At 65.5% G+C, this 25355-nt stretch carries 27 protein-coding genes; 2 read left to right on the top strand and 25 right to left on the bottom strand.

Annotated elements, in window-relative coordinates; genetic code table 11:
- Nucleotides 1-43 precede the first annotated feature (43 nt).
- The 14 genes from ICJ04_RS03270 to ICJ04_RS03205 all read right to left on the bottom strand — a co-directional run bounded on the left by ICJ04_RS03270 (nucleotide 44) and on the right by ICJ04_RS03205 (nucleotide 14136).
- Nucleotides 44-2653, bottom strand: coding sequence for a fimbria/pilus outer membrane usher protein (locus ICJ04_RS03270; RefSeq protein WP_188326130.1), 2610 nt, complete (start codon nucleotides 2651-2653; stop codon nucleotides 44-46).
- A 121-nt stretch (nucleotides 2654-2774) separates the two neighbouring features.
- On the bottom strand, nucleotides 2775-3515 hold the full coding sequence (locus tag ICJ04_RS03265) for a fimbria/pilus periplasmic chaperone (RefSeq protein WP_188326129.1): 741 nt from the start codon (nucleotides 3513-3515) through the stop codon (nucleotides 2775-2777).
- A 94-nt stretch (nucleotides 3516-3609) separates the two neighbouring features.
- Entirely contained in the window at nucleotides 3610-4158 is a 549-nt protein-coding gene (locus ICJ04_RS03260) for a fimbrial protein (protein WP_188326128.1), read from the bottom strand.
- Nucleotides 4159-4330: 172 nt separating this feature from the next.
- Nucleotides 4331-4870: a fimbrial protein gene (locus ICJ04_RS03255; RefSeq protein WP_188326127.1), complete on the bottom strand. Its 540-nt coding sequence runs from the start codon at nucleotides 4868-4870 to the stop codon at nucleotides 4331-4333.
- A gap of 392 nt (nucleotides 4871-5262) precedes the next feature.
- Entirely contained in the window at nucleotides 5263-5811 is a 549-nt protein-coding gene (locus tag ICJ04_RS03250; RefSeq protein ID WP_188326126.1) for a fimbrial protein, read from the bottom strand.
- Between the two features lie 135 nt (nucleotides 5812-5946).
- Entirely contained in the window at nucleotides 5947-7290 is a 1344-nt protein-coding gene (gene hslU, locus ICJ04_RS03245; protein ID WP_188327182.1) for an ATP-dependent protease ATPase subunit HslU, read from the bottom strand.
- 108 nt (nucleotides 7291-7398) lie between these two features.
- Nucleotides 7399-7950, bottom strand: coding sequence for an ATP-dependent protease subunit HslV (hslV, locus tag ICJ04_RS03240; protein WP_188326125.1), 552 nt, complete (start codon nucleotides 7948-7950; stop codon nucleotides 7399-7401).
- 102 nt (nucleotides 7951-8052) lie between these two features.
- Nucleotides 8053-8589, bottom strand: coding sequence for a fimbrial protein (locus ICJ04_RS03235; protein WP_188326124.1), 537 nt, complete (start codon nucleotides 8587-8589; stop codon nucleotides 8053-8055).
- Between the two features lie 178 nt (nucleotides 8590-8767).
- Entirely contained in the window at nucleotides 8768-9661 is an 894-nt protein-coding gene (gene xerC, locus ICJ04_RS03230) for a tyrosine recombinase XerC (RefSeq protein WP_188326123.1), read from the bottom strand.
- A gap of 8 nt (nucleotides 9662-9669) precedes the next feature.
- On the bottom strand, nucleotides 9670-10347 hold the full coding sequence (locus ICJ04_RS03225; protein ID WP_188326122.1) for a DUF484 family protein: 678 nt from the start codon (nucleotides 10345-10347) through the stop codon (nucleotides 9670-9672).
- Nucleotides 10344-11195, bottom strand: a complete 852-nt coding sequence (gene dapF, locus ICJ04_RS03220; RefSeq protein ID WP_188326121.1) for a diaminopimelate epimerase — start codon at nucleotides 11193-11195, stop codon at nucleotides 10344-10346. Before dapF ends, ICJ04_RS03225 begins: the two co-directional genes overlap by 4 nt.
- Complete coding sequence (locus ICJ04_RS03215) at nucleotides 11188-11451, bottom strand: lipoprotein (protein ID WP_188326120.1); 264 nt, start codon at nucleotides 11449-11451, stop codon at nucleotides 11188-11190. Before ICJ04_RS03215 ends, dapF begins: the two co-directional genes overlap by 8 nt.
- A 65-nt stretch (nucleotides 11452-11516) precedes the next feature.
- Nucleotides 11517-11942 carry a YbaN family protein gene (locus tag ICJ04_RS03210; protein ID WP_188326119.1) on the bottom strand — a complete coding sequence of 142 codons (426 nt, stop codon included), beginning with the start codon at nucleotides 11940-11942 and terminating at the stop codon, nucleotides 11517-11519.
- A gap of 82 nt (nucleotides 11943-12024) precedes the next feature.
- Nucleotides 12025-14136 carry a S9 family peptidase gene (locus tag ICJ04_RS03205; RefSeq protein WP_188326118.1) on the bottom strand — a complete coding sequence of 704 codons (2112 nt, stop codon included), beginning with the start codon at nucleotides 14134-14136 and terminating at the stop codon, nucleotides 12025-12027.
- Between the two features lie 114 nt (nucleotides 14137-14250).
- Here ICJ04_RS03205 and ICJ04_RS03200 point away from each other — a divergent pair, with 114 nt between their 5' ends.
- Complete coding sequence (locus ICJ04_RS03200) at nucleotides 14251-15459, top strand: pyridoxal phosphate-dependent aminotransferase (protein ID WP_188326117.1); 1209 nt, start codon at nucleotides 14251-14253, stop codon at nucleotides 15457-15459.
- Between the two features lie 55 nt (nucleotides 15460-15514).
- Here ICJ04_RS03200 and ICJ04_RS03195 read toward each other — a convergent pair whose 3' ends face one another.
- The 8 genes from ICJ04_RS03195 to ICJ04_RS03160 form a co-directional block, all read right to left on the bottom strand.
- A complete protein-coding gene (locus ICJ04_RS03195; protein WP_188326116.1) occupies nucleotides 15515-16015 on the bottom strand; it encodes a dihydrofolate reductase in 501 nt (166 codons plus the stop codon).
- The gene (locus tag ICJ04_RS03190) at nucleotides 16012-16806 is read right to left on the bottom strand and encodes a thymidylate synthase (RefSeq protein WP_188326115.1); all 795 of its coding nucleotides are present in this window, start codon (nucleotides 16804-16806) and stop codon (nucleotides 16012-16014) included. The genes ICJ04_RS03195 and ICJ04_RS03190 overlap by 4 nt, the downstream gene beginning before the upstream one ends.
- Nucleotides 16803-17693 (bottom strand): prolipoprotein diacylglyceryl transferase, encoded by an 891-nt coding sequence (gene lgt / locus ICJ04_RS03185; RefSeq protein ID WP_188326114.1) that lies wholly within the window; start codon nucleotides 17691-17693, stop codon nucleotides 16803-16805. Before lgt ends, ICJ04_RS03190 begins: the two co-directional genes overlap by 4 nt.
- Before the next feature lie 42 nt (nucleotides 17694-17735).
- Nucleotides 17736-18230: a TPM domain-containing protein gene (locus tag ICJ04_RS03180; protein WP_188326113.1), complete on the bottom strand. Its 495-nt coding sequence runs from the start codon at nucleotides 18228-18230 to the stop codon at nucleotides 17736-17738.
- Nucleotides 18230-19120, bottom strand: a complete 891-nt coding sequence (locus ICJ04_RS03175) for a TPM domain-containing protein (protein WP_188326112.1) — start codon at nucleotides 19118-19120, stop codon at nucleotides 18230-18232. The genes ICJ04_RS03180 and ICJ04_RS03175 overlap by 1 nt, the downstream gene beginning before the upstream one ends.
- Nucleotides 19121-19123: 3 nt before the next feature.
- Complete coding sequence (locus ICJ04_RS03170) at nucleotides 19124-19747, bottom strand: LemA family protein (protein ID WP_188326111.1); 624 nt, start codon at nucleotides 19745-19747, stop codon at nucleotides 19124-19126.
- Between the two features lie 491 nt (nucleotides 19748-20238).
- On the bottom strand, nucleotides 20239-20988 hold the full coding sequence (locus ICJ04_RS03165; RefSeq protein ID WP_188326110.1) for a TerC family protein: 750 nt from the start codon (nucleotides 20986-20988) through the stop codon (nucleotides 20239-20241).
- Nucleotides 20989-21018: 30 nt separating this feature from the next.
- Nucleotides 21019-21399, bottom strand: a complete 381-nt coding sequence (locus ICJ04_RS03160; protein ID WP_188326109.1) for a diacylglycerol kinase — start codon at nucleotides 21397-21399, stop codon at nucleotides 21019-21021.
- Nucleotides 21400-21598: 199 nt separating this feature from the next.
- On the opposite strand from ICJ04_RS03160, the gene ICJ04_RS03155 reads away from it, so the two are divergent.
- On the top strand, nucleotides 21599-22318 hold the full coding sequence (locus ICJ04_RS03155; protein WP_188326108.1) for an SGNH/GDSL hydrolase family protein: 720 nt from the start codon (nucleotides 21599-21601) through the stop codon (nucleotides 22316-22318).
- Nucleotides 22319-22518: 200 nt separating this feature from the next.
- Here the strand turns inward: ICJ04_RS03155 and ICJ04_RS03150 are convergent, their stop codons facing one another.
- From ICJ04_RS03150 to ICJ04_RS03140, 3 genes are all read right to left on the bottom strand, one after another.
- Entirely contained in the window at nucleotides 22519-23790 is a 1272-nt protein-coding gene (locus tag ICJ04_RS03150; RefSeq protein WP_188326107.1) for a HAMP domain-containing sensor histidine kinase, read from the bottom strand.
- A 104-nt stretch (nucleotides 23791-23894) separates the two neighbouring features.
- Nucleotides 23895-24608 (bottom strand): response regulator transcription factor, encoded by a 714-nt coding sequence (locus ICJ04_RS03145; RefSeq protein WP_042613699.1) that lies wholly within the window; start codon nucleotides 24606-24608, stop codon nucleotides 23895-23897.
- An 88-nt stretch (nucleotides 24609-24696) separates the two neighbouring features.
- On the bottom strand, nucleotides 24697-25341 hold the full coding sequence (locus tag ICJ04_RS03140) for an arylesterase (protein ID WP_188326106.1): 645 nt from the start codon (nucleotides 25339-25341) through the stop codon (nucleotides 24697-24699).
- Nucleotides 25342-25355: the final 14 nt, after the last annotated feature.

The raw sequence follows: 25355 nt of genomic DNA, 5'->3' as shown, positions 1-25355 counted from the left end.
GCCAGCCACCGACGGACAGGGATCAACTTTTTCGTGTGCCTGCTCATTTCTGCGCTGCTCCGTCGTCGCTGGCTTCAGCCGACTCGATGGTGGAACGACAGGTGCTCTTCAACATCTGATTCGCATCTGCGTTGGCCAGGTCGTAATCAATCACACACTGCTGCCTGCCTGCTCCGTCCAGCCACACCCGCAACTGACCACGCTCGGCCAGACCGCGTACCCACAGCCGACTGGCCTGGCCGACCACGCCAACAATGTCGCCCGCTTCGTTGCGTACGTCCAGGCCGAAGGGCAGTGGACTGCCATCCTCGCGCCGCGCATCGATCAACGCGCTGCGGCCGCTGCTGGTTTCGATCACCATTTTCACCACCGCCCCCGCCGTCGGCACCGTCGTCGCCGACGACGATTTCAGCTCAATGTCCATCGGCAGGCCCTTGGGATCGACGCTGATCTCGTTGCGTCGATACGGGGTCAGAAACGGAACGACCGCATAGCCGCGGGCATCGGTTTTCAAACCAGTGCTGCTGTCGATGAAGGCACCCTTCGCACCGGGCACATGCACCAGACCGATGGTGTCGCCCAGTTGCTGGGAGAATGCCACGCCACCGCGATGCAGGACAATGCCGCCACTTGCACCGAGCGAAAGATTGTTGCCGCTCGCAGAATGGCCCACGCCCGCGCTGAGCGAGGCCAGGGAGGCCTGATAGCCGACATTGGCATCGTAGGCACTGCGCTCACCTGCCGAGCGCGTGGCCGAGCCGCTGTATGAGCCTTCGCTGTGCTCACCGAACACCCCGGTGGCACCCACGCGCAGATCCTGGCGGCCGGTGCTGTCGTGGGTGAGGGCGCCGTTGAAGCGAGGAGCAGTCGGCGCGCGGCCGAGTGGCAGGGTCAGCGTAGCGTTCACACTGTTGGTCTGGCGTGCCGTCCCTCCGAACAGATCGCTTTCCAGGCTGCGCTGCGCCGAGAATGAATAGGCGGCGACGCCGATGCTGTTGCTGTAGCCGACGCCGAAACTGGTGCGCCGCTGCTGCAGGTTCCAGTATTCGGTGCTGCTGCCACTGGCGTACAGCGTGCCCCACCGCTCGGCCAGGCGCTGGTTGATGGTGAGGTCAAGGCGACTGCGCTGACGCGCCACACCCTGTCCGTCCAACCCGCGCGACAGATCCTGCCGCAGGCGCACGGCGTCGCCCAGCGGAAGATAGCCATCGGTGGAATAGCGGTAGGCCGCAACGGACACGGTGGTTCCGGTACGGTTGATGTCCTTGCTGTAGGTCAGCCGCATCGACTGACCCTGCATGCTGCCACCGAACCCCGCCACAGCCGCCGGCAGCTTCGTGCGTGCAAAGGTGATATCGCCAGAGAACGCCCCCACCCGCGTGTTGACCGCACTGCCGACCAGCACCGCCTGGTAACCCTGCGCGGCGGTGCCGCCGGCATAACCGGTGAATCGGGTGCTCAAGCCGCGACGCCATGTCGCTTCGGCGAAGCGCGGTTGCTGCGCCAGCCAGGCATCGTTGAGCGTACCCAAGGTCGCACTGACCCGCTGCTGGCCGGCGCGCAGCAGCTGCGGCACCGCAGCGAACGGCACGACGAAGCGCTGCACGCGTCCATCGCCTTCGGTCACTTCCACTTCCAGGTCGCCACCGTATGAGGTGCCATAGAGGTCGCTGATTTCGAACGGGCCCGGGGCAACGCTGGCCTGGTAAACCACCTGGCCGTGCTGGCGCACCACGACGCGCGCATTGGTCTGGGCCACGCCGCGGATGACCGGGGCATAGTCGCGCTGTGAATCGGGCAGCATGCGGGGGTCGGTGCTGATGTCGACGCCGCGGAAGTTGACGCTGTCGAACAGATCACCGCGGGTCGCCGCTTCGCCGAGCGTCAGCTGCATGCCCCAGGCACCGATATCGCGTTGTGCGTAGCTGCGTGAGGCGCTGTAGCGCACCGGCTCACCGGCGCGCTGGGACATGTACCCGTCATGGCGGAAACGCCACGCGCCGAGGTTGCCCCCCACGTTTACCGTTGCACTGGTGCTGCGGGTGCTGAATCCATTGCCCTGCAGCCGCTGGTGGCTGACGTTGTAGCCGATGCGGGCCGCATTGATGCCCTCATCCCAGAGCTCGCGGCTGACCCAGCCGCGCGGATCTGTGGCGAGGTACGCCTGCGGGATGCTGACATCCAGCACCTGCTCGCCCGCATCGAAACGTGCACTCGCCTGCGGGATGAATTCCCCGATGTCCTCACAGAACGGCCCTTCCGGCAGTGCCTTGATGATCGGCCCATCGGTCGCACCGTCATCGGCCTTCTCGCCGGGCCGCGGAAGCCGCGCCGGATCCACGCCGAACGTGGACACGATGTCCGGTGTCAGACACAACTGCACGCTGCCGTTGTCGAGGGCCCGCAGTTCGACATCGCGCCGTGCCACGAGCGCGCCGTTGATCTTGATGTCGGCACTGTAGGTACCTGGCAGATCGTCACCGCGCTCGAAGCGGGACAGATCGAGGCTCGATCCCGCACCGCCCTGCAGAAACTGCGGATTGAACTCCACATTGGGTGCGGCCAGCGCCGACATCGGCAGCGTACCGGCGACGATGGCCGACGCCAGCCGACAAGCGCGCGGGAATCGCGACGGGCGTCGAGCACAGGTCATGACGAGAGCCTCCAGCAGGCAGCCGGCGCCCGCCATCTGGTAGGCAGCCGCACAGCACGTTGAAACAGAGAGAGAGAGAGAGAAAGCGCAGACCCGACGGGCTGCACCGCAGCCGGACAGGTCAGCGCACGGGGAGGCTGACCGATTGAGCCGTCACGCCGCCGGCGTCATTGATGCTGCTGAACTGAACGTTGCCGCCTGTGGGTGCCGCTGTCAGCCCGCTGATGGGATAGCGCTGGCTTGACAGCGGCGCGATCATCGGCGGTTCTGCGGAAGGAAAGTCCTTGCCCTGCACGCGCAGCGCGAGAGTGGACATATGGACGTAGTACGGTGTGGGATTGGTGGCCTGCAGGAACCATCCCTGCGCGTCGTGCTGCAGCGACCATGTCAGGGCGCGTGCTGCCTGCGCGACATCTTTCAGGCCCTTGGGCCGGTAGATCAGCTTGATCCGCGTGCGCAGGCTGAACTCCAGAAAATTGCCGGTGGAGCTCGCATCGGCTTCTGGCGTCGGCGGAATATCCAGCACGTTCAGCCAGTAGATGCTCTCGCGATCCTGCGGCAGGTCTGCGCCGGTGAACATCACCCGCATGGCCTGGCTCTTGCCGGGGTCGAGACGGAACACGGGCGGCCGCAGCACGAACGGGGTGCTGGCCTCTTCAGGACTCACTTGCTTGTCGCCGTCATCGGTCCATGCCTGGATCAATGACGCGCGCTGGCCCACGTTTTCAACGCGGACGGTGATCTCGCGCTGGTCACCCGGGAATATCTGACGCGTGCCATGGACGATGACCTGCGACTGGGCTGGCGCCGTCGCCAGCAGCGCACACGCACTGAGAAGGCACGCGAAAGCGGTTCGGATCATCGTGTTCGTCTGCACGTTCTTTCCCTCGATAGTTCTGAATCCTGTAGACAGCCCGGAGCAGCACGCTCCGGGCTGGACGAACCGTCGGGTTCTATCAGTTGTAATCGATCGTGTACTGCACGTTCGAGCTCACCTTCCCGGCCCCCGCAATGCCTTCGGCGTTGTACTCGGCGGCGAACGGGATCGACACGACGCCGCCGACCGGGGTGAAACGGGCCGAGCTCCAGGGCGTACGCAGGTTGATCGCCTTGTCGTCGCCATCACGCAGGCCGATGGAAACGAATTTCGCATCGTCGACGGTGAGGGTGTTCTCCAAGCGACCCGCCGCGTTCACCTGCGCACTGCGGTTGTTGTTCAGCTCCAGTGCGACCGAGGCGACCGTGCACGGGGTCCCGATGGTGCCGACCTGCAGAGTGATGGGGGTCTTGCCTGCGGTCTGGCCTGCAGTGGCCAGGCTGGTCGTAGCGACCTTGGGCAGGGTGATGGTCGGGTTGCCCGGGGTGCCGGTGGCACTCGGGAAGGTGACTTCGCAGGTGACGGCAGTCACTTCACCGTTGAAGGTGATGAGGCCGGTCTGCGCCTGGGCCGAGGTCGCAGCGCCGAGGGCAAGAACAGAAGAAATCGAAAGGACGAGCTTGTTCATGGGTATTCCGGATTGAGGATGAAAGTTTCGCGCCAGGCCAACGCGGACCGGCTCGGCAAGAGGAGCGTTGCGGCGAAGGACGACTGGCTTCCCTCGACATCAACTGTATCCAGCCGGGCTCGGCCAACGTATCGGACCGGGCTTAAACCGCCACAGGGCGGCGGGGGAGGTGCTACTGATAGTTCAACGTGTACTGCAAGGGCGCCTGCACCACGCCGGGCTGGGCATCGCCTCCATCGGCGTAGTACTCGGCGTGGAACAGGATGTCCGTGCCGCCCGGGATCAGACCGACCACCGGCGATATCCAGCCTGAGCCCAGATCGATCAGCTGGTCACGGTCATCCCGCAGACTGATCAACACGTTCGCCGCGGCGTCGGTCGCTGCCATGTTGACCAGCCGTCCGTCGCGCAGACTGGCCTGGCGTCGCGGATCGAACCGCATCGCCACGCCTCCGCTGGCACAGCCAGGGGCCGTACCGCCGATATGCACGTGGACCGGTGTACGCCCGGCACTGTTGCCCATCCGCAGGCTGCTGTCGGCGACCGTGGGCAGGACGATGACCGGGTTTTCACCGACCTTTCCGTTGAACGATACATCGCAGGTGGTGGCGGTCACTTCGCCGTTGAAGGTGATATCACCACTCTGCGCGCAGGCAGGTGCGGCGATAGCGGCCATCAGCAGAACGGACCACGCGGGTTGATGGATAGCCAATGCATTCCTCCAGTGAGTGCAGGGTTGCCGCCGGTCAGGTACACCACCGGCGACCGCACTACCTTCCCCCTCCCCTTTTGGCGCCCCCATCGGACGAGGCTGAGCTTGCGAAGCGATGCGCGCTCTGCTGGATCCGGTCACATTCCTGACCCGCGTTGCAGTGCGCATTCGGTCGGCTGACGTCGGCACTCCCCCGCGATGACGCGAGCTGCTGTGCCTGGGTTATGGGGCTATATCGGGGCGGGAGGGCGATGACGATACGGTTGGCGGTTGGCCAGCCGACTGAAGTCGGCTCTACCGGTCGGCTTTACCGGTCGGCTCCACCGGTCAGGCAAATGAAAAACGCGCCCATGGGGCGCGTTCTGCTTCGTGCGGTGCATGACTGGCGTGACTCAGGGGTAGGTCATGATGTACTGCACGGACGTGGTAACGCTGCCACCGGTCGCCCGACCCGTGGCGTAGTACTCGGCACCGAAGCTGAGTCGCGCCCAGCCGGTGGCCGGATCGATCTGCTTGAGCGGTGAGTTCACATTGGTGGCCAGGTTGATGTCCGGATTACCGCTCATCGGCTCACGGTTGGACACCACGATCTCCACATTGCCCGCCCCGCCAGTATTGGCCAGGCGTCCTGCCGGCGTGACATTGCCACCGTTCTGGAACTCGGCGCGGATGTTGGGTTCCAGACAGTGTTCGGCGGCATTCCCCACCTGGATGTACCAGATCCGCAGCCCCGTGCGCGTGCCTGCGGTCGCGAGCGCGGTATCCGGTACCGTCGGCAGGACCACCGTGGTGTCGGTGCCGCTGTTGCCGCCGTTGCCTTGTGCGGTCACCACGCACGTGGTGTTGACCAGCCGTCCGCTGAAGGTGATGGTGCCATCCTGTGCGTGGGCTGCAAGAGGCAGCAACAGCGCGGAAACCAGCGCGGCCAAGCGTAGATTCATGGTCATGGGGTCCAGTGGCACCGTACCGGCAACAAGCTTGGCACGGCAGGTGAGAGGATACCCCCAGCCTAGGTCTGTGCGGCGCCCACGCACATAGGACGCCGCCCAATCACCGTGGTTCACCCCTATGCGGCGTTAAAGGATGTAGCGGCTCAGGTCTGGATCCTTGACCAGCTCGCCCAGGTACTTGTCCACGTAGGCACTGTCGATTTCAATCGCTTCGCCACCGCGGTCCGGCGCCTCGTAGCTGAGCGTATCCAGCAGCCGCTCCAGCACCGTATGCAGGCGACGCGCACCGATGTTTTCCTGCCGCTCATTGACCTGAAAAGCAATCTCGGCCAAGCGGTCAACGGCGTCTTCGGTGAACGTGATGGTCACCCCTTCGGTCAACAGCAGTGCTTCGTACTGCTTGGTCAACGCCGCCTTGGGCTCGGTGAGGATGCGGATGAAATCCTGCTTGCTCAGCGCACTCAGTTCCACGCGGATCGGGAAACGACCCTGCAGCTCGGGGATCAGGTCGCTGGGCTTGGCCAGGTGGAACGCACCGGAAGCGACGAACAGGATGTGGTCGGTCTTCACCGTGCCGTATTTGGTCGACACATTGGAGCCCTCCACCAGCGGCAGCAGATCGCGCTGTACGCCCTCACGCGATACATCGCCACCGGACGAGCCGGCGTCGCCCCGCTTGGCAACCTTGTCGATCTCATCGATGAAGACGATGCCGTTCTGCTCGCAGGCTTCGATGGCGGCGCTGCGGACATCTTCTTCGTTCACCAGCTTGCCGGCTTCCTCTTCCTGCAGCAGCGGGCGCGCCGCCTTGATGGTGACCGTACGCTTGTTCGATTTGCTGCCACCCAGGTTGGCGAACATCGACTTCAGCTGCTGTCCCATTTCCTCCATGCCCGGTGGGGTCATGATGTCCATGCTGACGTTGGCAGCGATATCCAGCTCGATCTCGCGATCATCCAGTTCACCGTTGCGCAGCATGCGGCGGAACTTGATGCGGGTTTCATTGTCCTGCGCGGATGGCTCGTTGCGCGCGGCCTCCGGATCAAAGCCGATGCCGCCGCTGCGCTTGGGCAGCAAGGCATCCAGGATGCGGTCTTCGGCACGCTCTTCGGCCTGGTTGCGCACGCGCGTCTTGGCCTGTTCCCGATACAGCTTCACCGCTGTATCGGCGAGGTCGCGGATGATCTGCTCGACGTCCTTGCCGACGTAGCCGACCTCGGTGAAGCGCGTCGCCTCCACTTTGACGAACGGTGCGTTGGCCAGGGTGGCCAGGCGACGCGCGATCTCGGTCTTGCCCACGCCGGTCGGCCCGATCATCAGGATGTTCTTGGGCATGACTTCGTCGCGCAGCTCCGCCGGCAGCTGCATGCGGCGCCAGCGGTTGCGCAGGGCGATGGCCACCGCGCGCTTGGCGTCATGCTGGCCAACGATGTGACGGTCCAGTTCCTGCACGATCTCGCGCGGCGTCATGGTGGCCGAAATGTTCTCGAACTTCTGCGACATGGGAGTGCTCACGAAGGGGGGATCAGTGGCGCCGGATTCGGCCCGGCGGATGGGGAACGCCGTTGACGCCAGGCGTCAGAGCTCTTCCACCACCACGTTGCGGTTGGTGTAGATGCAGATGTCCCCGGCGATGCCGATGGATTCGCTGGCGATGGTGCGTGCATCCAGTTCGGTGTGCGCCATCAGGGCGCGTGCGGCGGACAAGGCATACGAGCCGCCGGAGCCGATCGCGATGATGCCGTCTTCCGGCTCGATCACATCGCCGGTGCCGCTGATGATCAACGACGTCTCCCGGTCGGCGACGGCAAGCAGCGCTTCGAGCTTGCCCAAGCGCCGTTCGGTCCGCCAATCCTTGGCCAGCTCCACGGCAGCGCGGGTCAGCTGGCCATGCTTTTCCAGCTTGGCCTCGAACAGCTCGAACAAAGTGAAGGCATCGGCGGCGGCGCCGGCGAAGCCAGCCAGTACCTGGCCATCGCGGCCGAGCCGGCGCACTTTGCGTGCATTGCCCTTCATCACGGTATGGCCGAGGGTGACCTGGCCATCGCCAGCGATGGCCACATGCTCGCCGCGACGGACGCAGACGATGGTAGTGGCGTGGAAAACGGTGGGGTTCTGGCTGGGGTCCATGCGGCCTCCGGAATGCTGTCCGAGCAACATGGGGACAGCTGGGGCCGCCATCAAGCGCCGATAGTGGGTCGCCGTTCATCCCTCAGCCGTGGTCTCGCCCCATCAGGGGTAGGTCAGTGTGTACTGCACCTGCGCTGTGACACTGCCAGGCTCCGCCCGCGCGGTCGCGTAATAGGTGGCGAACCAGGACATCACGCCGATCCCTTTATCGTCGATCGGCACCACCTGCGAGTTTTCGTTGCTGCCCAGGTCGATGTCCTGCGCCTGCGGATTGGTGATGACGATATCCACATTGCGCGCACTGCCCCGATTGCTCAGCCGCCCCGCCGCATTGGTATCCCCGGCGTTGCTGAACAGCGCACGCACGCTGGCCTGCTCGCATGGCTGCGCACCGGAACCAACGATCAAGTGGAATGGAATGGGCGTGCCGCGCTGGCCGGCCGCATCCAGGTGCGTCTGCGCGATGGACGGCAGCGCAACCACCATGTCGGCCCCGTCGACCAGCCCGCCCCGCGGCTCGACCACGCAGGTCACCGCCTCGATCTGGCCCTGGAAGGTCAGCGTGCCGTTCTGGGCATGCGCCTGCTGGCTGAGCCCGACCAGCAGGATCGGCATGATCGCGATGTACGTTCTGCTCATCTGCGGGCTCTCTTTGTACGGCCGTCCGTGAATGCATACACGGTGGCAGCTGCATCGAAAGAAAGGCGCGACAGCGGCGCAATCGCAGCGCGCCGCGTCGGCGTGGGTCGGTTCCAGTTCGTTCACGGCGACGCAGGCCGCTGGCGTGGCCTGGCGAGGTATCCGGATACGACGCCGCTCAGGCCTCGGCGGGCGGCTCTTTCTTCTGGCGTTTCGCCCGCGGATGCGCTGCGTCGTACACCTTGGCAAGATGCTGGAAATCCAGGTGCGTATAGATCTGCGTGGTGGCAATGTCAGCGTGGCCGAGCAGTTCCTGCACGCCGCGCAGGTCACCGGACGATTCCAGGATATGGCTGGCGAAACTGTGGCGCAGCATGTGCGGGTGCACATGCTTGAACAGCCCTTGGCGCTGCGCCAGCTGCTTGATCCGCACCTGTACGGCACGCTGGCTGATCGGCCCGTTGCGTCCGGGAAACACCGGCGCGGCAGGGGCATCGGGCGTTTCCATCCGCCACGCCTGCAGTGCGTCGCGCGCGGGGCGACCAAAGGGCACCCGGCGTTGGCGGTTGCCCTTGCCCAGCACGGTGACCAGCCCACTGGCGAAATCAAGATCGCGCCAGGTGAGTCCGCACAGTTCGCTCAACCGCAACCCGGAGGAATAGAACAGTTCGAGCAGCGCGCGATCACGACGGCCGAGCTCGCCGTCGGTCGGCAGCTCCACCAGTTGCACCGCCTCGTCGGCATCGAGTACCTGCGGCAGGCGGCGCGGCGCGCGCGGTGCCTTCAACCCGATGGTCGGATCCACCGTCAGGCGGCCATGCTTCATCTGCCACGCATAATAGCCACGGCAGGCTGACAGACGGCGCTGCAGGCTGGTGGCGGACAATCCACGTCGATGTTCATCGGCGATGAAGCCGCGCATCTGCTCGCCATCCAGTGCATCCACGGACACATCACGTGCGTGCGCCCACTGCTGCAGCGCGGCCAGGTCACGCCGATAGGCGTCCAGCGTGTGGGCCGACATGCGGCGCTCCACCGTCATGTACTGCAGGAACGGCTGGACGGCGTCCATTGCGGCGGTCAGGCCGGTTTGAACCGCTGCAGTGCCACGACCAACGCCTCGCCCATCATGCGCAGGAACAAGGTGCCCATGCCCGGATAGAAGCGATTGCCATCATGGCTGCCCACGGCGATGAGTCCAACGCCCGGCAAGGGCAGCAAGGCGGTGGTCTGTATTTCTTCAGCGCGTGCGCCGTACAGCACCGCGTTCTTTTCCGGCTGCAGGCGCCCACATAGCGGCTCGCCGTCCTTCAGGCAGTCGCGGAACGGGCCGAGCAGCGGACTGTCGGCGGGAATGATCTGCAGCCACGGCGCCTGCTCCAGTCCTGCCACGGGCGTATGCATCACCAGACGCACCAGATCGCCGTCGAAATCCTCTTCCAGCGATGCCGCCATCGCCCGCAGCGTATCGGCCACCGTGGATTGTTTCATCAGCGCGAGCGTCAACTGCTGGGTACGCACGGCAAGCCGTTCGTTGACCTGTGCGGTGTGGCCGAGATCGGCCAGGCGGCGCGACAGTTCGCGGTTCTTGTCGCGCAGCACGTCCAGCTGGTAGCTGGCCAGTGAAGCAGTGGGACCGTCGTCACGCGGCACCACCAGGGTCAGCGCCAGGTCCGGGAACTGCTTGAGGAAACCCGGATGGCGCCGCAGCCAGGAGGCGACCTCATGCGCAGCGATCTTTTCGGTGGTTCCGGTCATGCACGCCACTCCCCTTCGAAAACGAATGCGGCCGGACCGGACATGAAGACCGGCTGGCCCTCGCCGGCCCACTGGATGCGCAGGTCGCCGCCGGGCAGGCTGATGCGGGCACTGGACGTGAGCCGTCCGCGTTGCATCAGTGAAACCGCCGCCGCGCAGGCGCCACTGCCACACGCCAGGGTCTCGCCCACACCGCGCTCGTACACGCGCAAGCGCGCGTGGTCCGGCTCAAGCACCTGGGCGAAGCTGACGTTGACCGATTCCGGGAACGACGCATGGTGTTGCAGCGAGTGGCCCAGCCGCTCCACCGGGGCCGCATCGACCAGGCCGACTTCGATGACCGCGTGCGGGTTGCCCATCGACACCGCACCGAAGCGGACGGTCTCTCCCTGCAGGGGCAGCAGGTACTCGCCGCGCGGATGTGCAAAACCGATCAGCGGAATCTGCGCCGGCTCGAACACCGGCACGCCCATCTCCACTGAATAATCGCCATCGGCCAGCCTGCGCACCGGGTGCGTCGCCAGGGGACTGTCGATGGTGAACGCGTCCTCGCCGGTGTCACCGTTGCGGACCAGCCACGCCGCCACGCAGCGTGCGCCGTTGCCACATTGCTGCGAGGTGGATCCATCGGCGTTCCAGATACGGTACGACGCCACCGAGCCCGCCGCGCGCGGCGCCTCGATCGTGATGATCTGGTCGCAGCCCACGCCGGTGTGCCGGTCAGCCATCTGCGCGGCCAGCTGCGGTGACGGCGGCGACGCGCCATTGCGCAGGTCCAGCATCACGAAGTCGTTGCCTGCGCCGTGCATCTTGCTGAAACGCAGGCGGTTGCCTGCTGCCTCAGTCATTGCTGCCGCCGGTGGTGTCATCGATGGGCGATGCGATCGGGTCGGGCACGGTGCTGGGGTTGCCCGCATCGGTGGGCTGGGTGGCCGGCGGCGTGGCGTCGTCGGTGGCCGGGGCATCGACCGGCTCGACCACTTCTTCCACCGGTACCGGCTTCTGCGGCAGCACCAATGGGCCCTTGTTGCCGCAGGCGCTGAGGAACAGCAGCGCGCACGCTGCCAGCGGAATCACGATGAGGTGTCGGCGGGAATTCTTCATGCGCCGAGTGTAGCGCCGAGCCATGCCCGGCGTCGCCCATCCGGCTCATGCGGCGCGTGGCGGATTCATGGTCCGGCAGGGGGCAGCGGGCGGCTCCACAGCCAGAGGCACACCACGGTCATGCTGCCGATGGAAAACCACTTGACCCAGGCGATCGGCACGCACCAGAGCATGATCCCGGCACACACAGCCATGGTGATCGTCGCCATCCATTTGCCGTACCGGCTGACCGCCCCGTGTGCCTGCCAGTTACCGATGGCCGGACCGAAACGGGGGTGCTGCAGAAGCCAGCGGTGCAGCCGGTCCGAACCGCGCGAGGCGGCCCACGCCGAGATCAGGATGAACACGGTGGTCGGCAGGCCCGGCACGAAGATGCCGACGATGCCGGTGCCCAGGCTGGCGTAGGCCAGCAGCCACCACGCCCACTTGAAGCGCACCCGGCGTACAGGTACCGGGTCTGCGACGACGGCAGGACGATCAGGCGGGTTCATGCCGACAAGGATACCGGTAGTGACGGCCGGCGGCCGTCACTGACCTGCTGACGGCCAGCGGCCGTCACGACCGGCGGCCCGGTCAGGGACTGGACACATCCAGCTGGTCCAGCACGAACGCATACGATTCAGCCAGCTCCTTGTAGCGCTGGAATCGACCGGACTTGCCGCCGTGGCCGGCTTCCATGTTGGTGCGGAACACGATCGGGTAAGAACCGGTGTTGTCGTCGCGCAGCTTGGCCACCCACTTGGCCGGCTCCCAGTACTGCACCTGCGAATCCCACAGTCCCGTGCCCACGAACAATGCCGGGTACGCCTGCTTCACCACGTTGTCGTACGGCGAGTACTTCAGCATGTAGTCGTAGAACGGCTTCTTCTCCGGGTTGCCCCACTCGTCGTACTCGTTGGTGGTGAGCGGAATGGTCGGGTCGAGCATGGTCGTCACCACATCGACGAACGGCACCTGCGCCACCATCACCCGATAGTCCTGCGGCGCCTGGTTGGCCACCGCGCCCATCAGCAGGCCACCGGCACTGCCGCCGGACGCCGCGACGCGATCCTTGGCGGCCCAGCCCTGCTGCACCAGCCCACGGGTGACATCGATGAAGTCGTTGAAGGTGTTCTGCTTCTTAAGCAGCTTGCCGTCCTCATACCAGTCACGGCCCATTTCCTGGCCGCCACGGATGTGCGCGATGGCATACACCACGCCACGGTCGAGCAAGCTGACAGCGGTCTGGTTGAAGTACGGGTCCATCGACATGCCATAGCTGCCGTAGGCGTACTGGAACAACGCCGCCGTGCCGTCTTTCTTGAAGCCCTTGCGGTACACCAGCGACACCGGCACCTTCACCCCGTCGCGGGCAGTGATCCACACGCGCTCGGTCTCATACTTCGACGCGTCGTAGCCGATCACCGGCTGCTGCTTGAGCTGGCGACGCTCGCCGGTCTGCGTGTTGATCTCGAACACCGTGGTCGGCGTGGTCATCGAGGTATACGCATAGCGCAGCCACGGCGTGTCGGCCTCGGTGTTGTCATCCAACCCCATGGAGTACGCCGGCTCATCGGCCTTTACGTAATCCGTGCGGCCATCCTTGAACAGCAGGCGGATGCGCTCCAGGCCCTCGGAACGCTCGGCGATGGCGCTGAAGCCATCGAACAGCTCGAAGCCTTCGATGTAGACCGCCGGATCATGCGCGATCCAGTCCTTCCACTGCGCGCGCGAGGTCGCGTCGGTGGGCGCGGTGACCAGCTTGAAGTTTTTCGCCCCGTCATTGGTGCGGATCACCCAGCGGCCGTCGAAGTGGTCCGCGTCGTATTCCACCTCGCGATGGCGCGGCGCGAGCACGGTGAACGTGGTCGGATCGCTGGCCGGCGCGTAGCGCTCTTCGGAGGTCACCGTGCTGTGCAGCCCGATGGTGATGAAGCGGTCGTCGCGGGTGCGACCGATGCCCATGTAGAAGCTGTCGTCCTTCTCTTCGTACAACACCACGTCGGCGCTGGCCGGCGTACCCAGCACGTGCTTTCTCACCCGCACGGTGAGCAGCGTTTCCGGATCGTTCTCCACGTACAGCACCGTGCGGTTGTCATCGGCCCACACCACGTTGCCCGACGAACCGGTGATGACGTCGTCGAGCACCTTGCCGGTGCGCAGATCCTTGAAGCGGATGACGTACTGCCGACGGCCCACGTCATCGTCGGCCCAGGCCAGCAGCTGGTTGTCCTGACTGACTTCCATCGTGCCGACGCTGAAATAGCCCTTGCCGGCCGCCATCTGGTTCACGTCCAGCAGGACTTCCTCGGCGGCCTGCATGTCGCCCTTGCGCCGCGCATGGATCGGATAGTCCTGGCCGGTCTCGAAGCGGCTGTAGTACCAATAGCCGCGCTCGCGTGCCGGTACGCTGGAATCATCCTGTTTGATGCGGGCGACGATTTCCTTGTACAGCGTGTCCTGCAGCGGCTTGAGCGGTGCCACGACCTGATCGGTGTAGGTATTCTCAGCCTGCAGATAGGCCAGCATCGCCTTGTCTTCGCGCTTGTCGTCGCGCATCCAGTAATAGTCGTCGTTGCGGGTCGCACCGAACGGGGCCTTGACCACGTGCGGTCGCTTTTCGGCATCCGGCGGGACAGGCGGGGTGGCAGCGGTGGCGGTCGTGGTCATCAGGCTCGCAAGCAACAGGCAGAGAGTAGTCTTCAAGAGGTGTGGCTCCGTACGGAAGATGCAAGGGGGCCAGATCCGTCTCCCCCCGTTGCAGCGATATGACCGCAGATCGGCGCGCAGGACAAGCCTGCCGTTGGTCACCGGCGTACCATGCGGGGCATGAGCACCCTGCCCTCTTCCCCCGCTGCGGGTCCGGCTTACAGCCGGCGCAGTCATGAAATCGCGCCCTTCCACGTGATGTCCCTGCTGGCCCGTGCACAGGCGCTGGAACAGGCGGGCCACGATGTGATCCACCTGGAAATCGGCGAGCCGGACTTCACCACGGCCGCGCCGGTGGTGCAGGCAGGCCAGGCCGCGCTGGCCGCCGGCCACACCCGCTACACCGCAGCACGCGGCCTGCCGGCACTGCGCCACGCCATCGCAGGGCATTACCGCAGCCGGTACGCGCTGGACATCGATCCGGAACGGATCCTGATAACACCGGGTGGATCCGGCGCGCTGCTGCTGGCCAGCAGCCTGCTGGTGGATCCGGGCCGGCACTGGCTGCTGGCCGATCCGGGCTATCCCTGCAACCGCCATTTCCTGCGCCTGGTGGAAGGGGCCGCGCATCTGGTGCCGGTCGGATCGGGCACGGCGTACCAGCTCACACCGGACCTGGTGGCGCAGCACTGGACGACCGACAGCGTCGGCGCCCTGGTCGCCTCGCCCGCGAATCCGACGGGCACCGTGCTGTCAGCCGAAGAACTGGCGGCGTTGTCGCACTCGCTGCACACACGCGGTGGCCACCTGGTGGTTGACGAGATCTACCACGGCCTGACGTACGGACTCGATGCGCCCAGCGTGTTGCAGGTTGATGACTCGGCCTTCGTGCTGAACAGTTTTTCCAAGTACTACGGCATGACCGGGTGGCGACTGGGCTGGCTGGTCGCCCCGCCGGCCGCCGTGCCGGAACTGGAGAAGCTGGCCCAGAATCTCTACATCAGCGCATCCAGCATCGCCCAGCACGCTGCCCTCGCCTGCTTCACCGATGAAGCGACGGCGATCTTCGAACAACGCCGCGAGGCATTCCGGGAGCGCCGCGACTTCCTGCTGCCGGCCTTGCGCTCGCTGGGTTTCCGCATCGACGTTGAGCCACAGGGGGCGTTTTATCTCTACGCCGACGTCAGCGCGTTCACCGACGACGCGCAGGCGTTCTGCGCGCACTTCCTGGAGACCGAGCACCTGGCGTTCACTCCCGGCTTGGATTTCGGCTCGCATCGCGCCACGCAGCACGTACGCCTGGCCTATACCCAGGAAATTCCCCGGCTGCAGGAAGCAGTGGAACGGATCGCACGCGGGCTGAAGACGTTCACGGGCTGACACATGCCCGATGCCCGCGGGAGCTCCGACAGAATCCGCCGAGCACGGCTCGGCGCTACCGTCGCGTGTAGCGCACGAAACGAAACGCATACGGGTGGCGCGCATCCGCTGCGTGCAATTCACTTCCTGCTTCCTGCCACACCGCCGGATCAACCTCCGGAAAATGCGTATCCGCAGGCACCCCGGCTTCTACCCAGGTCAGGTACAGCGTGTCGGCCTGACCGATCAGCAGCCGGTAAATCTCACCGCCGCCGATCACACACAGTTCGGCAGCCGCTTCGTCACCGGCCACGGCCAACGCCTCATCCAACGATGCGACCGCGCGCATGCCCTCGAACGGGACCTCGCCACGACGCGTGAGCACCAGATTGGTCCGGCCGGGCAGTGCACGGCCGAGCGATTCGGCGGTCTTGCGCCCCATCAGCACCGGCTTGCCCACGGTCAGCGCCTTGAAGTGCTTCAGGTCGTCCGGCAGGTGCCACGGCAGCGCATTGCCCTGCCCGATACCGCGATTGCGGTCCAGTGCAGCAATCAGCGAAAGCCGTACCGTCGTCATACCGCGACCGGCGCCTTGATCGCCGGGTGCGGATTGTACCCGTCGATGCGGATGTCATCGAAGCGGAAGCCGAACAGGTCGGTCACCTCGGGATTGAGCCACAACGTGGGCAGCGGACGGGGCGCGCGGGCAAGCTGCTCGCGGGCCTGATCGTAGTGATTGGAGTACAGATGCGCATCGCCCAGCGTGTGCACGAAGTCGCCCACCCCCAGGCCGGTGGCCTGCGCCACCATGTGGGTCAGCAGCGCATAGCTGGCGATATTGAAGGGCACGCCAAGGAAGATGTCACCGCTGCGCTGGTACAGCTGGCAGCTGAGCTTCCCGTCCACCACGTAGAACTGGAACAGGTTGTGGCACGGCATCAGCGCCATCTGCGAGAGCTCGCCCACATTCCATGCGCTCACCACCAACCGCCGTGAATCCGGGTTGCGCTTGATCTCGTCCACCAGCCACTGCATCTGGTCGATGCTGCTGCCATCGGCCGTCGCCCAACTGCGCCACTGCTTGCCGTAGATCGGCCCGAGGTCGCCGTTCTCGTCGGCCCACTCGTCCCAGATCCGTACCTGGTTGTCTTTCAGGTAGCCGATATTGGTGTCGCCCTGCAGGAACCACAGCAGCTCATGGATGATCGAACGCAGGTGCAGTTTCTTGGTGGTGACCAGCGGGAACCCCTGGTTCAGATCAAAGCGCATCTGCCAGCCGAACACGCTGCGCGTACCGGTACCGGTGCGGTCACTCTTTTCCGTGCCGTGCTCCAGCACATGCGACAACAGCTCCAGGTAGGCTTTCATGCCTTGGCCCCGGCAGAGACAGCAGGCAGCACCGGCTGCAGCACCGGCGCACGCCGCGACAACCACAGCAGCACCAGGCCCAGCGCTACCAGGGGCAGGCTGAGGATCTGCCCGCGGGTAAGCCAGTCAAAGGCCACGTAGACGCCGTTGTCAGGCATGCGGACGAACTCCACGGCGAAGCGGAACAGGCCGTACATCAGCGCGAACAGTCCGGAAATCAGATAGCGGTGGCGCGGCTTGGCCGACACCATCCACAGCACGACGAACATCACCAGTCCTTCCAGGAAGGCTTCGTACAGCTGCGAGGGATGGCGTGCGTACTGGTTCAACGCACCGGCGGCGAACTCTGCCTTCAGCGCGGCCGTGTCCAGCTGTGCCAGCGGTGCGGGCAGGCCGGTCGGGAAGACCACGCCCCAGCTGCCATCGGTGAACTTGCCCCACAGCTCATCGCCGATGAAGTTGCCGATGCGACCGAATCCGAGACCCAGCGGGACAAGCGGCGCGACGAAATCCATGGTGTCGAAGAAGTGCAGGCGGTGCCGGCGCGACCACCACCAGCTGGCGCCCAGCACGCCCAGCAGGCCCCCGTGGAAGCTCATGCCGCCATCCCATACCTTGAGCAGCAGCAGGGGATTGGCCAGGAAGTCACTCAGCGCATAGAACAGCATGTAGCCCACGCGCCCGCCCACCACTACGCCGAGCATCCCGTAGAACAGCAGGTCGGAGAACCCATCGGTGTTGACCCCCGGCAGGCGGCCGGCGGCGATGCGGCGTTTGCCCAGCCACCAGGCCGACGCGAAGCCAAGCAGGTACATGATGCCGTACCAGTGCACCTGGATCGGCCCCAGCGAGATGGCGATGGGGTCGATGTCGTGGAAATAGATCATGGGCAGCGCCTTGCAGAGATCGGGGTATTTTAGCGCCTGTGCTCAGCCAAGAATCTGCGGCGTGTCGGGCAGCGCATCTTCGTGTGACCGCGTGGACGGCGGAAAGTGCCCGGCCAGCAGGTCCGATACCTCGTTGATCGCCAGCACCAGTGCGGCTTCCGGATCACCGCCCTGCAGCCCCGCACGCAGGTGAGCGCAGATCGCTTGCCACTGCGTCTCGGCCACGCGCCCCTGCAGGCCACGGTCGGCGACGATCTCGATGGCGTGGTCGGCGAGCAGCAGATAGATCAGCACGCCGTTGTTGGCGGCGGTATCCCAGGTGCGCAGGTGCGAGAACGCACACTCGGCCGCCTGCCGTGGCGTCACCTGGCGCCACAGCGCGGCGAGGGGCAGATCCGCCTCCACGGCGAACATCACCTGACCGCCATGGCGCCGCTCGCCTGCTGCGATCGCGTCAGTGATCGCCTGCAACGTCGCGGCAGGAAAGGTGCGTCGCACCGAGGGAGACGCCACATGGCGCAAGACACGCGCGATCATCACCATCCTCCCGAAGCGCCGCCGCCGCCAGAGCGGCCACCACCGCCACCCCAGCCACCACCACCGCCGAACCCACCGCCGCCACCAAATCCACCGCCGCCGCCCCAACTGCCGCCGCCCCAACCGCCCCCGCCAGCGAAGCGCCCGGGGTGGCCGGAAGTGACGGCCATCAGCAGGCCGACCAGACCGGCGATGCCACTGGCCAGCAGCAATGAGGTGAACAGGAACGCGGCCAACGCCGCGCCGCCTCCGGCAATCAGCCCGCGCACGGGACGCGGCAGCCGACCCAGCACGGCGCGCAGGAACGAGCCGACGAAGAAACCAATCACCACCGCGACGATCCAGCCATCGCCCCCGTTCCCACTCTGCTGCGCACGATGGCCACTGACGGGTGCCGGAAGCGGTTCTCCTTCAATGAGCCGCGCCAGCACTCCGGAAGCCTCGGTGATGCCACCTGCGTAATCCCCCGTGCGGAACGCAGGCACCAGATATTCCTGGATCACCCGGTTGGCGACGGCATCGGGAATCGCGCCCTCGAGCCCGTAACCTGGCTCGATACGCACGCGCTTGTCATCCTTTGCCACGACCAGCAGCACCCCATCGTCCACGCCCTTGCGACCCACCTGCCACTGGTCGAAGACCCGGGTGGTGTACTGGGCGATGTCTTCCGGCTGCGTGGTCGGCACGATCAGCACCTGCAACTGGCTGCCCTTGCGCTGCTGCAGCGCCGTGGCCTGCTGCACCAGTTGCTGGGTGCGGGCCGCGTCGAGTGTGCCGGTGGTATCGACCACCGGCGAGTCCAGCGCGGGAATCGGCGCCAGCGCCTGAGCGTGCACGCTGCCCAGCGGCAGCCAACACAGCAGCACCAGCAGCAGCGTGGTCAGGCGCATCGATCAGCTGCCCGGCTGCGGAGCAGGCTGTGCGGCCGGCTGGCGATTACCGAACTTCACTTCCGGCGCGTTGGAAATCTGCGCTTCATTCTCCACGGTGAAGTTGGGCTTGGTCTTGTAGCCGAAGATCTTCGCCGTGATCACCTGCGGGAACGAACGGATATAGGTGTTGTAATCCTGTACCTGCTGGATGTAGCGGCCGCGCGCGACGGTGATCCGGTTCTCGGTGCCTTCCAGCTGCGCCTGCAGGTCGCGGAAGTTCGCATCGGACTTCAGCACGGGATAGTTTTCCGTCACCACCAGCAGTCGGGACAACGCGCTGCCGAGCTCGCCCTGCGCCTGCTGGAACTGGCGCAACGAGGCCTCGTCATCTGCGTTCACGTTGACCTGGCCCACCCGCGCGCGGGCATTGGTGACCTCGGTGAGCACCGTGCGTTCCTGGTCGGCGAAGCCTTGGACCGTGTTGACCAGATTGGGCACCAGGTCGGCGCGACGCTTGTACTGGTTGAGCACTTCGGACCAGCTGGCCTTCACCGACTCATCCTTCTGCTGGATGGCGTTGTAGCCACAGCCGGACAACAGGGCGGTCAGCAGGAGCAGCGGGATGAGGCGGGTCAACAGGCGCATGGCCGGGCTCCACGGAGGTTGCGGGAAGCGGGAGCATGCCACGACGGAAGTTAATGCCGTGCTGCGATGGTCGAACGGGGGAGACCCCCTCGCGGCTGGCGCTGACAGCAGGCTGCGGCTGGGCCGGGCGGTGGGACGGCGCGGGGGACGGCAAAGACTGCGTCCTGCGTGCCTCGTTTCGCGCCATCCATGGCGCTCAACGCCCCCGCCCAGCCCCACCGCCCGGCCCCTGACAGGTTCCGTGGCCGCCAGCCGCGTAATAAAGAAAAAGGAAAAGCGGTAGCGCCGACCCATGGTCGGCGAGCGCAGCGGGCCGTTGGCGGCAACATTCCGCCGACCATGGGTCGGCGCTACAGATGGCGATGATCCGCCGGGTGGAGGGAGCCCCTCAGTCAGGGTCGGCCTTTGCCGTCCCCCGCCCCGCCGACCCGCACCTGTTGCGTTGACCCTGCTTCAAAAGCAGGTGCCGGGACCCAGCCCCGGCAATCCCTTTACCAGTTGCCGGCACCCGGCACGTTGTGTTCCACCGCACGGCGGCGCATCAGCAGGTTCAGCCACTCCACCAGCACCGAGAACCCCATCGCCGCGTAGATGTAGGGCTTGGGTACGTGCACATCCATGCCATCCAGGATCAACACCGCACCGATCAGCAGGATGAAGGCCAACGCCAGCATCTTCACCGTCGGGTTGGCATCGATGAAACGACCCAGCGGGTTGGCGGCCAGCAACATGACGGCCACCGACAGCAGGATCGCCGCCACCATCACCGGTACATGGTCGGCAATGCCGACGGCGGTGATGACCGAATCCAGCGAGAACACGATATCGATGATCGCGATCTGCAGGATCACCATGCCGAACACGGCCGAGGCCTTGGTCGTGGTGGGATCTTCGTCTTCCCCGCCGGTGATCAGCTCGCGGATCTCCATGCCGCCCTTGATGATCAGGAACAGGCCACCCAGGATCAGCACGAGATCGCGGATGGAGATGCCCATGCCGGCCACCGTGAACAGGTTGGCTTCCATGTGCGCCAGATACGCCAGGGACACCAGGAGCAGGATGCGGGTGATGCAGGCCACCGCGATGCCGAGCTTGCGCGCGAAGGGACGGCGCTCTTCCGGCAGCTTGCTGACGGCAATCGAGATGAACACCAGGTTGTCGATACCCAGCACGATTTCCAGCGCACTCAAGGTGAGCAGGGTCAACCAGACGTTCGGATCGGAGAGCAGTTCAAGATACATGGGGGGAGTCTTCGAGAAGGCAGGAAAGGGTCAGAACAGCCGGGGGACCAGGATCATCCCCCAGCACAGCAGTACATTCACCAGCAGCACGAACACCGCCGCCGAGCCCATGTCCTTGGCACGACCGGCCAGTTCGTGGATTTCGGGACCATAGCGTTCGATCACCGCTTCAATGGCGGAGTTCAGCAGCTCCATGGCCAGCACCAGCAGCAGCGAGCCAATCATCAGCACGCGTTCCACCGGGCTGTCGCCCAGCCACAGGGCCAGGGGGGCCAGCACCAACAGCAGGCAAGCCTCCAGCCGGAACGAGGACTCGTGCAGCCAGGCGGCGCGTAGCCCCTGCCACGACCAGCGTGCCGCCTGCAGCATGCGCCGCGGCCCGCGCGGCATGTGTCCGAACTGGTCAGCCATGCAACGCACCCCGTGCAGATGCACAGGCAATCAGGTCGCAACGCGGCAACCGCAGGGGCAGGAAGCGGACGATCATGGAAAACCAAGGTAGGCAGCAGGGCACTATTTTGCCATAAGGCCGCGTGGGGCACGGGCGCGGCGGAGCGTGCGCGACGGCGGTCCCGTTATCATGCAAGGCTGCAACCCGTTGGAGCCCCTGATGAAAACCCGTCGCCGCCCACTGCTGCTTGCCCTGGCCCTCGGCCTGTCCACCACCGGCCTGGCCCATGCCTTGTCTCCCCCTGCACCGCCGCAGGTGCCCGAGCAGGTGTCCAACGTGGCCTGGGCCACCGACATGACCGAGTTCAGCAAGAACGACGCCACGTCGCCGCCACCGCGCGGCGGCATCGAGTTCATCGGCAGCTCGTCGATCCGCATGTGGGAATCGCTGGCCGCGGACTTTCCCGGTAAACCGGTGTTCAATCGCGGCTTCGGCGGGTCCGAAGTGCGGGACAGCACCTGGTACGCCGATCGCATTGTCATTCCGTATGCGCCGTGCAAAGTGTTCCTGTATGCCGGCGACAATGATCTGAACAGTGGCCGCCCCCCCGTGCAGGTGCGCGATGACGTGGTGGCCTTTGTGCAGCGTGTGCACGAGGTCCTGCCGAAGACCACGGTGGAGTACCTGTCGATCAAGCCCAGTCCGTCACGCGCGCACCTGCTGCCGGGCATCAACCAGGCCAACACACTGATCCGCGAGGCACTGTCTGCACTGCCCAACACGGGCTACACGGACATCTACACGCCCATGCTGGGCGCTGATGGAAAGCCGGATCCGGCGCTGTTCCGTGAGGACATGTTGCACATGACGCCGGCTGGCTACGCGATCTGGACGAAGGCGATCGCACCGAAGGTACAGTGCGATGGCGTGTCCGGTTGATCCGGTAGCGCCGAGCCGTGCTCGGCGGAATCCAGCAGGCCGCAGCACACCAAAACCGCCGCGCTGCGCGCTCGCCGAGCGTGGCTCGGCGCTACCGTGATCGTGCGCTGACAGTTCGAGAGGCCCACGGAGTCTGGTAGCGCCGAGCCGTGCTCGGCGGAATCCAGCAGGCCGCGGCACACCCAACGCCCGCGGCCGACTCAGCGGAAAATAATGGTGCCTTCGGTGCCCTTGCCGGGCTCGCTGGTCAGTATCACTTTCCAGCCGAAGCGGTCGCACAGGCGGCGCACGATCGACAGGCCCAGGCCGGTACCTTGCGGGCGATCAGGCTCGGCGCGATAGAAAGGCTCGAAGGCCTTCGCCAGCGCTTCGGGTGACATGCCGATGCCCGTGTCGCGTACCCGCACGCGGTCCTGTTCGACAAACACGTCCACGCGGCCTTCGTCGGTGTAGTTGCAGGCGTTGCGCACCAGGTTGCTGATGACCACCTGCAGCACGCGCGGTGGACCATGCAGCTCGACCACGCCGGGCGTATGCAACTCCACATGCACCGGCCGATCAACCATCAGCTCGGTGGCCGTATCTACTTCATGGCGCACCACCTCGCTGACGTCGAACATCTCCAACTGCGGATCGACGTCGGCTTCGCGCGCCAGGATGAGGAAGGCATCGATCACCGCCTCCATTTCGCGTCCAGCGCGCTGGATCCGCTGCAGGCTGCGCAGTTGGCGCGGCGAGGCGGTTTCATCGGCGAGCGCCATGTCGCTGGCGACCCGGATGACGGTCAGCGGCGTCCGCAGTTCGTGGCTGGCATCGCGGGTGAAGTTACGCTCGCGCGCCACGTTTTCGGTCACCCTGCTGGCCAACGAATGCAGTGCAGCCGCCAGCTGGCGGGTCTCGCCCTGCATATCGGCGGGCAGTTTCTGCGGATCCAGATCGCTGGCCTGGGGCTTGCCCGGATCCCAACGCGATACGCGACGGGCCAACCAGTTCACCGGCGACACCAGACGCTTGGAGGCCCGGTAGGTCACCCAGCTGGCGCCGTACACGGCGAGCAGGGTCAACAGAACCGGCACGATGCCGAACCAGAATGCCAACAACTCCGCGCGGGAGCGCAGGAACACCAGATACAGCCGCCCCTGCGGCTGCACATCCACCCAGACCAGCTGATCATCCCGGCGCAGCTCATGGAAGCCGGCCGGCAGGTCACGCAGGTTCGCTGGCAGGTTCAGGCTGGAACGCCCGGTTTCCACCAGATAGCCACGGATGTTCTGGGTATTGGGAGGTGGCTGCGACGGGGATGCGTCGTGCAGCGTCCAGTAATAGGCGGCCTCCTCGCGCAACGCCGCACTGACCAGACTGTGCTTGATCACCAGCGAGACCAGCCAGGCACCGAGCAGGATGCCAAGGCTGGCCAGCACGGCCTGCAGGATGAAGGCGATACGTATCTTGCGCGGCAGGCCGTGCGGCATCGGACGGGATCACTACAGAAGATGGCCGCGCCGAGTATAGGCAGCGGGTACGTCAGCCCCCTGTGCAGGCGTGGAAGGCCTGCACAGGGGGCATGACTGCGGCTTCAGCCCATCGGCTGGGCGATGTCCGCGATGCGGTAACCGGCGCTCTGCACGGTGTGCAGCAGCGGGCGATCGAAGGGCTTGTCGATGATCTTGCGCAGGTTGTACAGATGACTGCGCAGGGTGTCCGAATCCGGCAACCCATTGCCCCAGATCTCGCGCTCGATTTCCTGACGTGTCACCACGCGCGGCGATTCGCGCATCAGGATGGTCAGCAGACGCAGGCCGATCGGCGAAAGCTGCAGCTCGGTGCCGGCACGCGTCGCACGCATGCTCACCGGATCCAGCACCAGATCCGCGACCTTCAGCACTTCCGAACCCACCTGACGACGCTCGCGACGGATCAGGGCACGCAGACGCGCCTCCAGCTCCTGGATGGCGAACGGCTTGGTCAGGTAGTCATCCGCACCGAAACCCAGGCCAGTGAGCTTGTCGTCCAGCGTGTCGCGCGCGGTCAGCATCAACACCGGCGTGGACTTGCGGGCGTCGTTGCGCAGGCGGCGGCAGACTTCGATGCCATCCAGGCGCGGCAGCATCAGGTCCAGCACGACGACGTCGTAACTGTTCTCAGCCGCCAGACGATAACCGTCCAAGCCGTCCTGGGCATAGTCGACCTCGAAACCGCGGCCTTCCAGATACTCACCGATCATCTCGGAAATATTACGGTTGTCCTCCACGACCAGAACAAGGCCGGAGGTTTCCTTCGTCTGACGCATGGTCTTCCCTCTAACTTCAGCTTTGTGAAACATGCCGGATCGAGGGTGCACGGGATGTGAAGTGCCTGCACGGTGCAGGCGACCTGTTTCAGAGCAGCGGCTGCAACAGCGGCCAGACGTTGGCCAGCACCTTGGGTTGCGCCTGCGCGGTGGGATGCAGGCCGTCAGATTGCATCATTCCGGGCTGCAGGGCCACGCCTTCCAGCAGGAACGGGAGCAGCGGCACCTTGTACTGGTCGGCCAGCGCGCGATACACCGCGGCCAAGCGCTGGCGGTAGGCCGGCCCATAGTTGGGCGGCACGTCGATGCCCAGTATCAGCACCTTGGCCCCGCTTTTCTGGCTGGCCTGGATCATCTTCTCCAGGTTGCCGCGGATCTGGGCCGGGGTCAGGCCGCGCAGGGCATCGTTGCCGCCCAGGGCAAGCACCACCACCCCGGGTTTCTCGCGCGCCAGCAATCCCGGCAGCCGGGTTGCCGCGCCGGCGGTGGTCTCACCGCTCATGCTGGCATTGACCACGCGGGATGTCGGACCCGAACGGGTGCTGAGCCGCTTGCCCAGCAGGTCCACCCAGCCGCTGCCGGCCGGGATATTGTGGGCAGCACTGAGGCTGTCGCCGAGCACCAGCACCGGCCCGGCTTGACCTTTGGCACACGCCAGCACCGGCAACAGCAGCAACCATGCCAGCAGCATCCCCATCCGGCCCCACGGCCGGTTCTGTCCTGTAATGCGCATTGGAGTCTCCTTAT

This window comes from Stenotrophomonas sp. 169 (genome assembly GCF_014621775.1).
GTDB lineage: Bacteria > Pseudomonadota > Gammaproteobacteria > Xanthomonadales > Xanthomonadaceae > Stenotrophomonas.
This window is presented reverse-complemented; position numbering and strand designations above follow the sequence as displayed.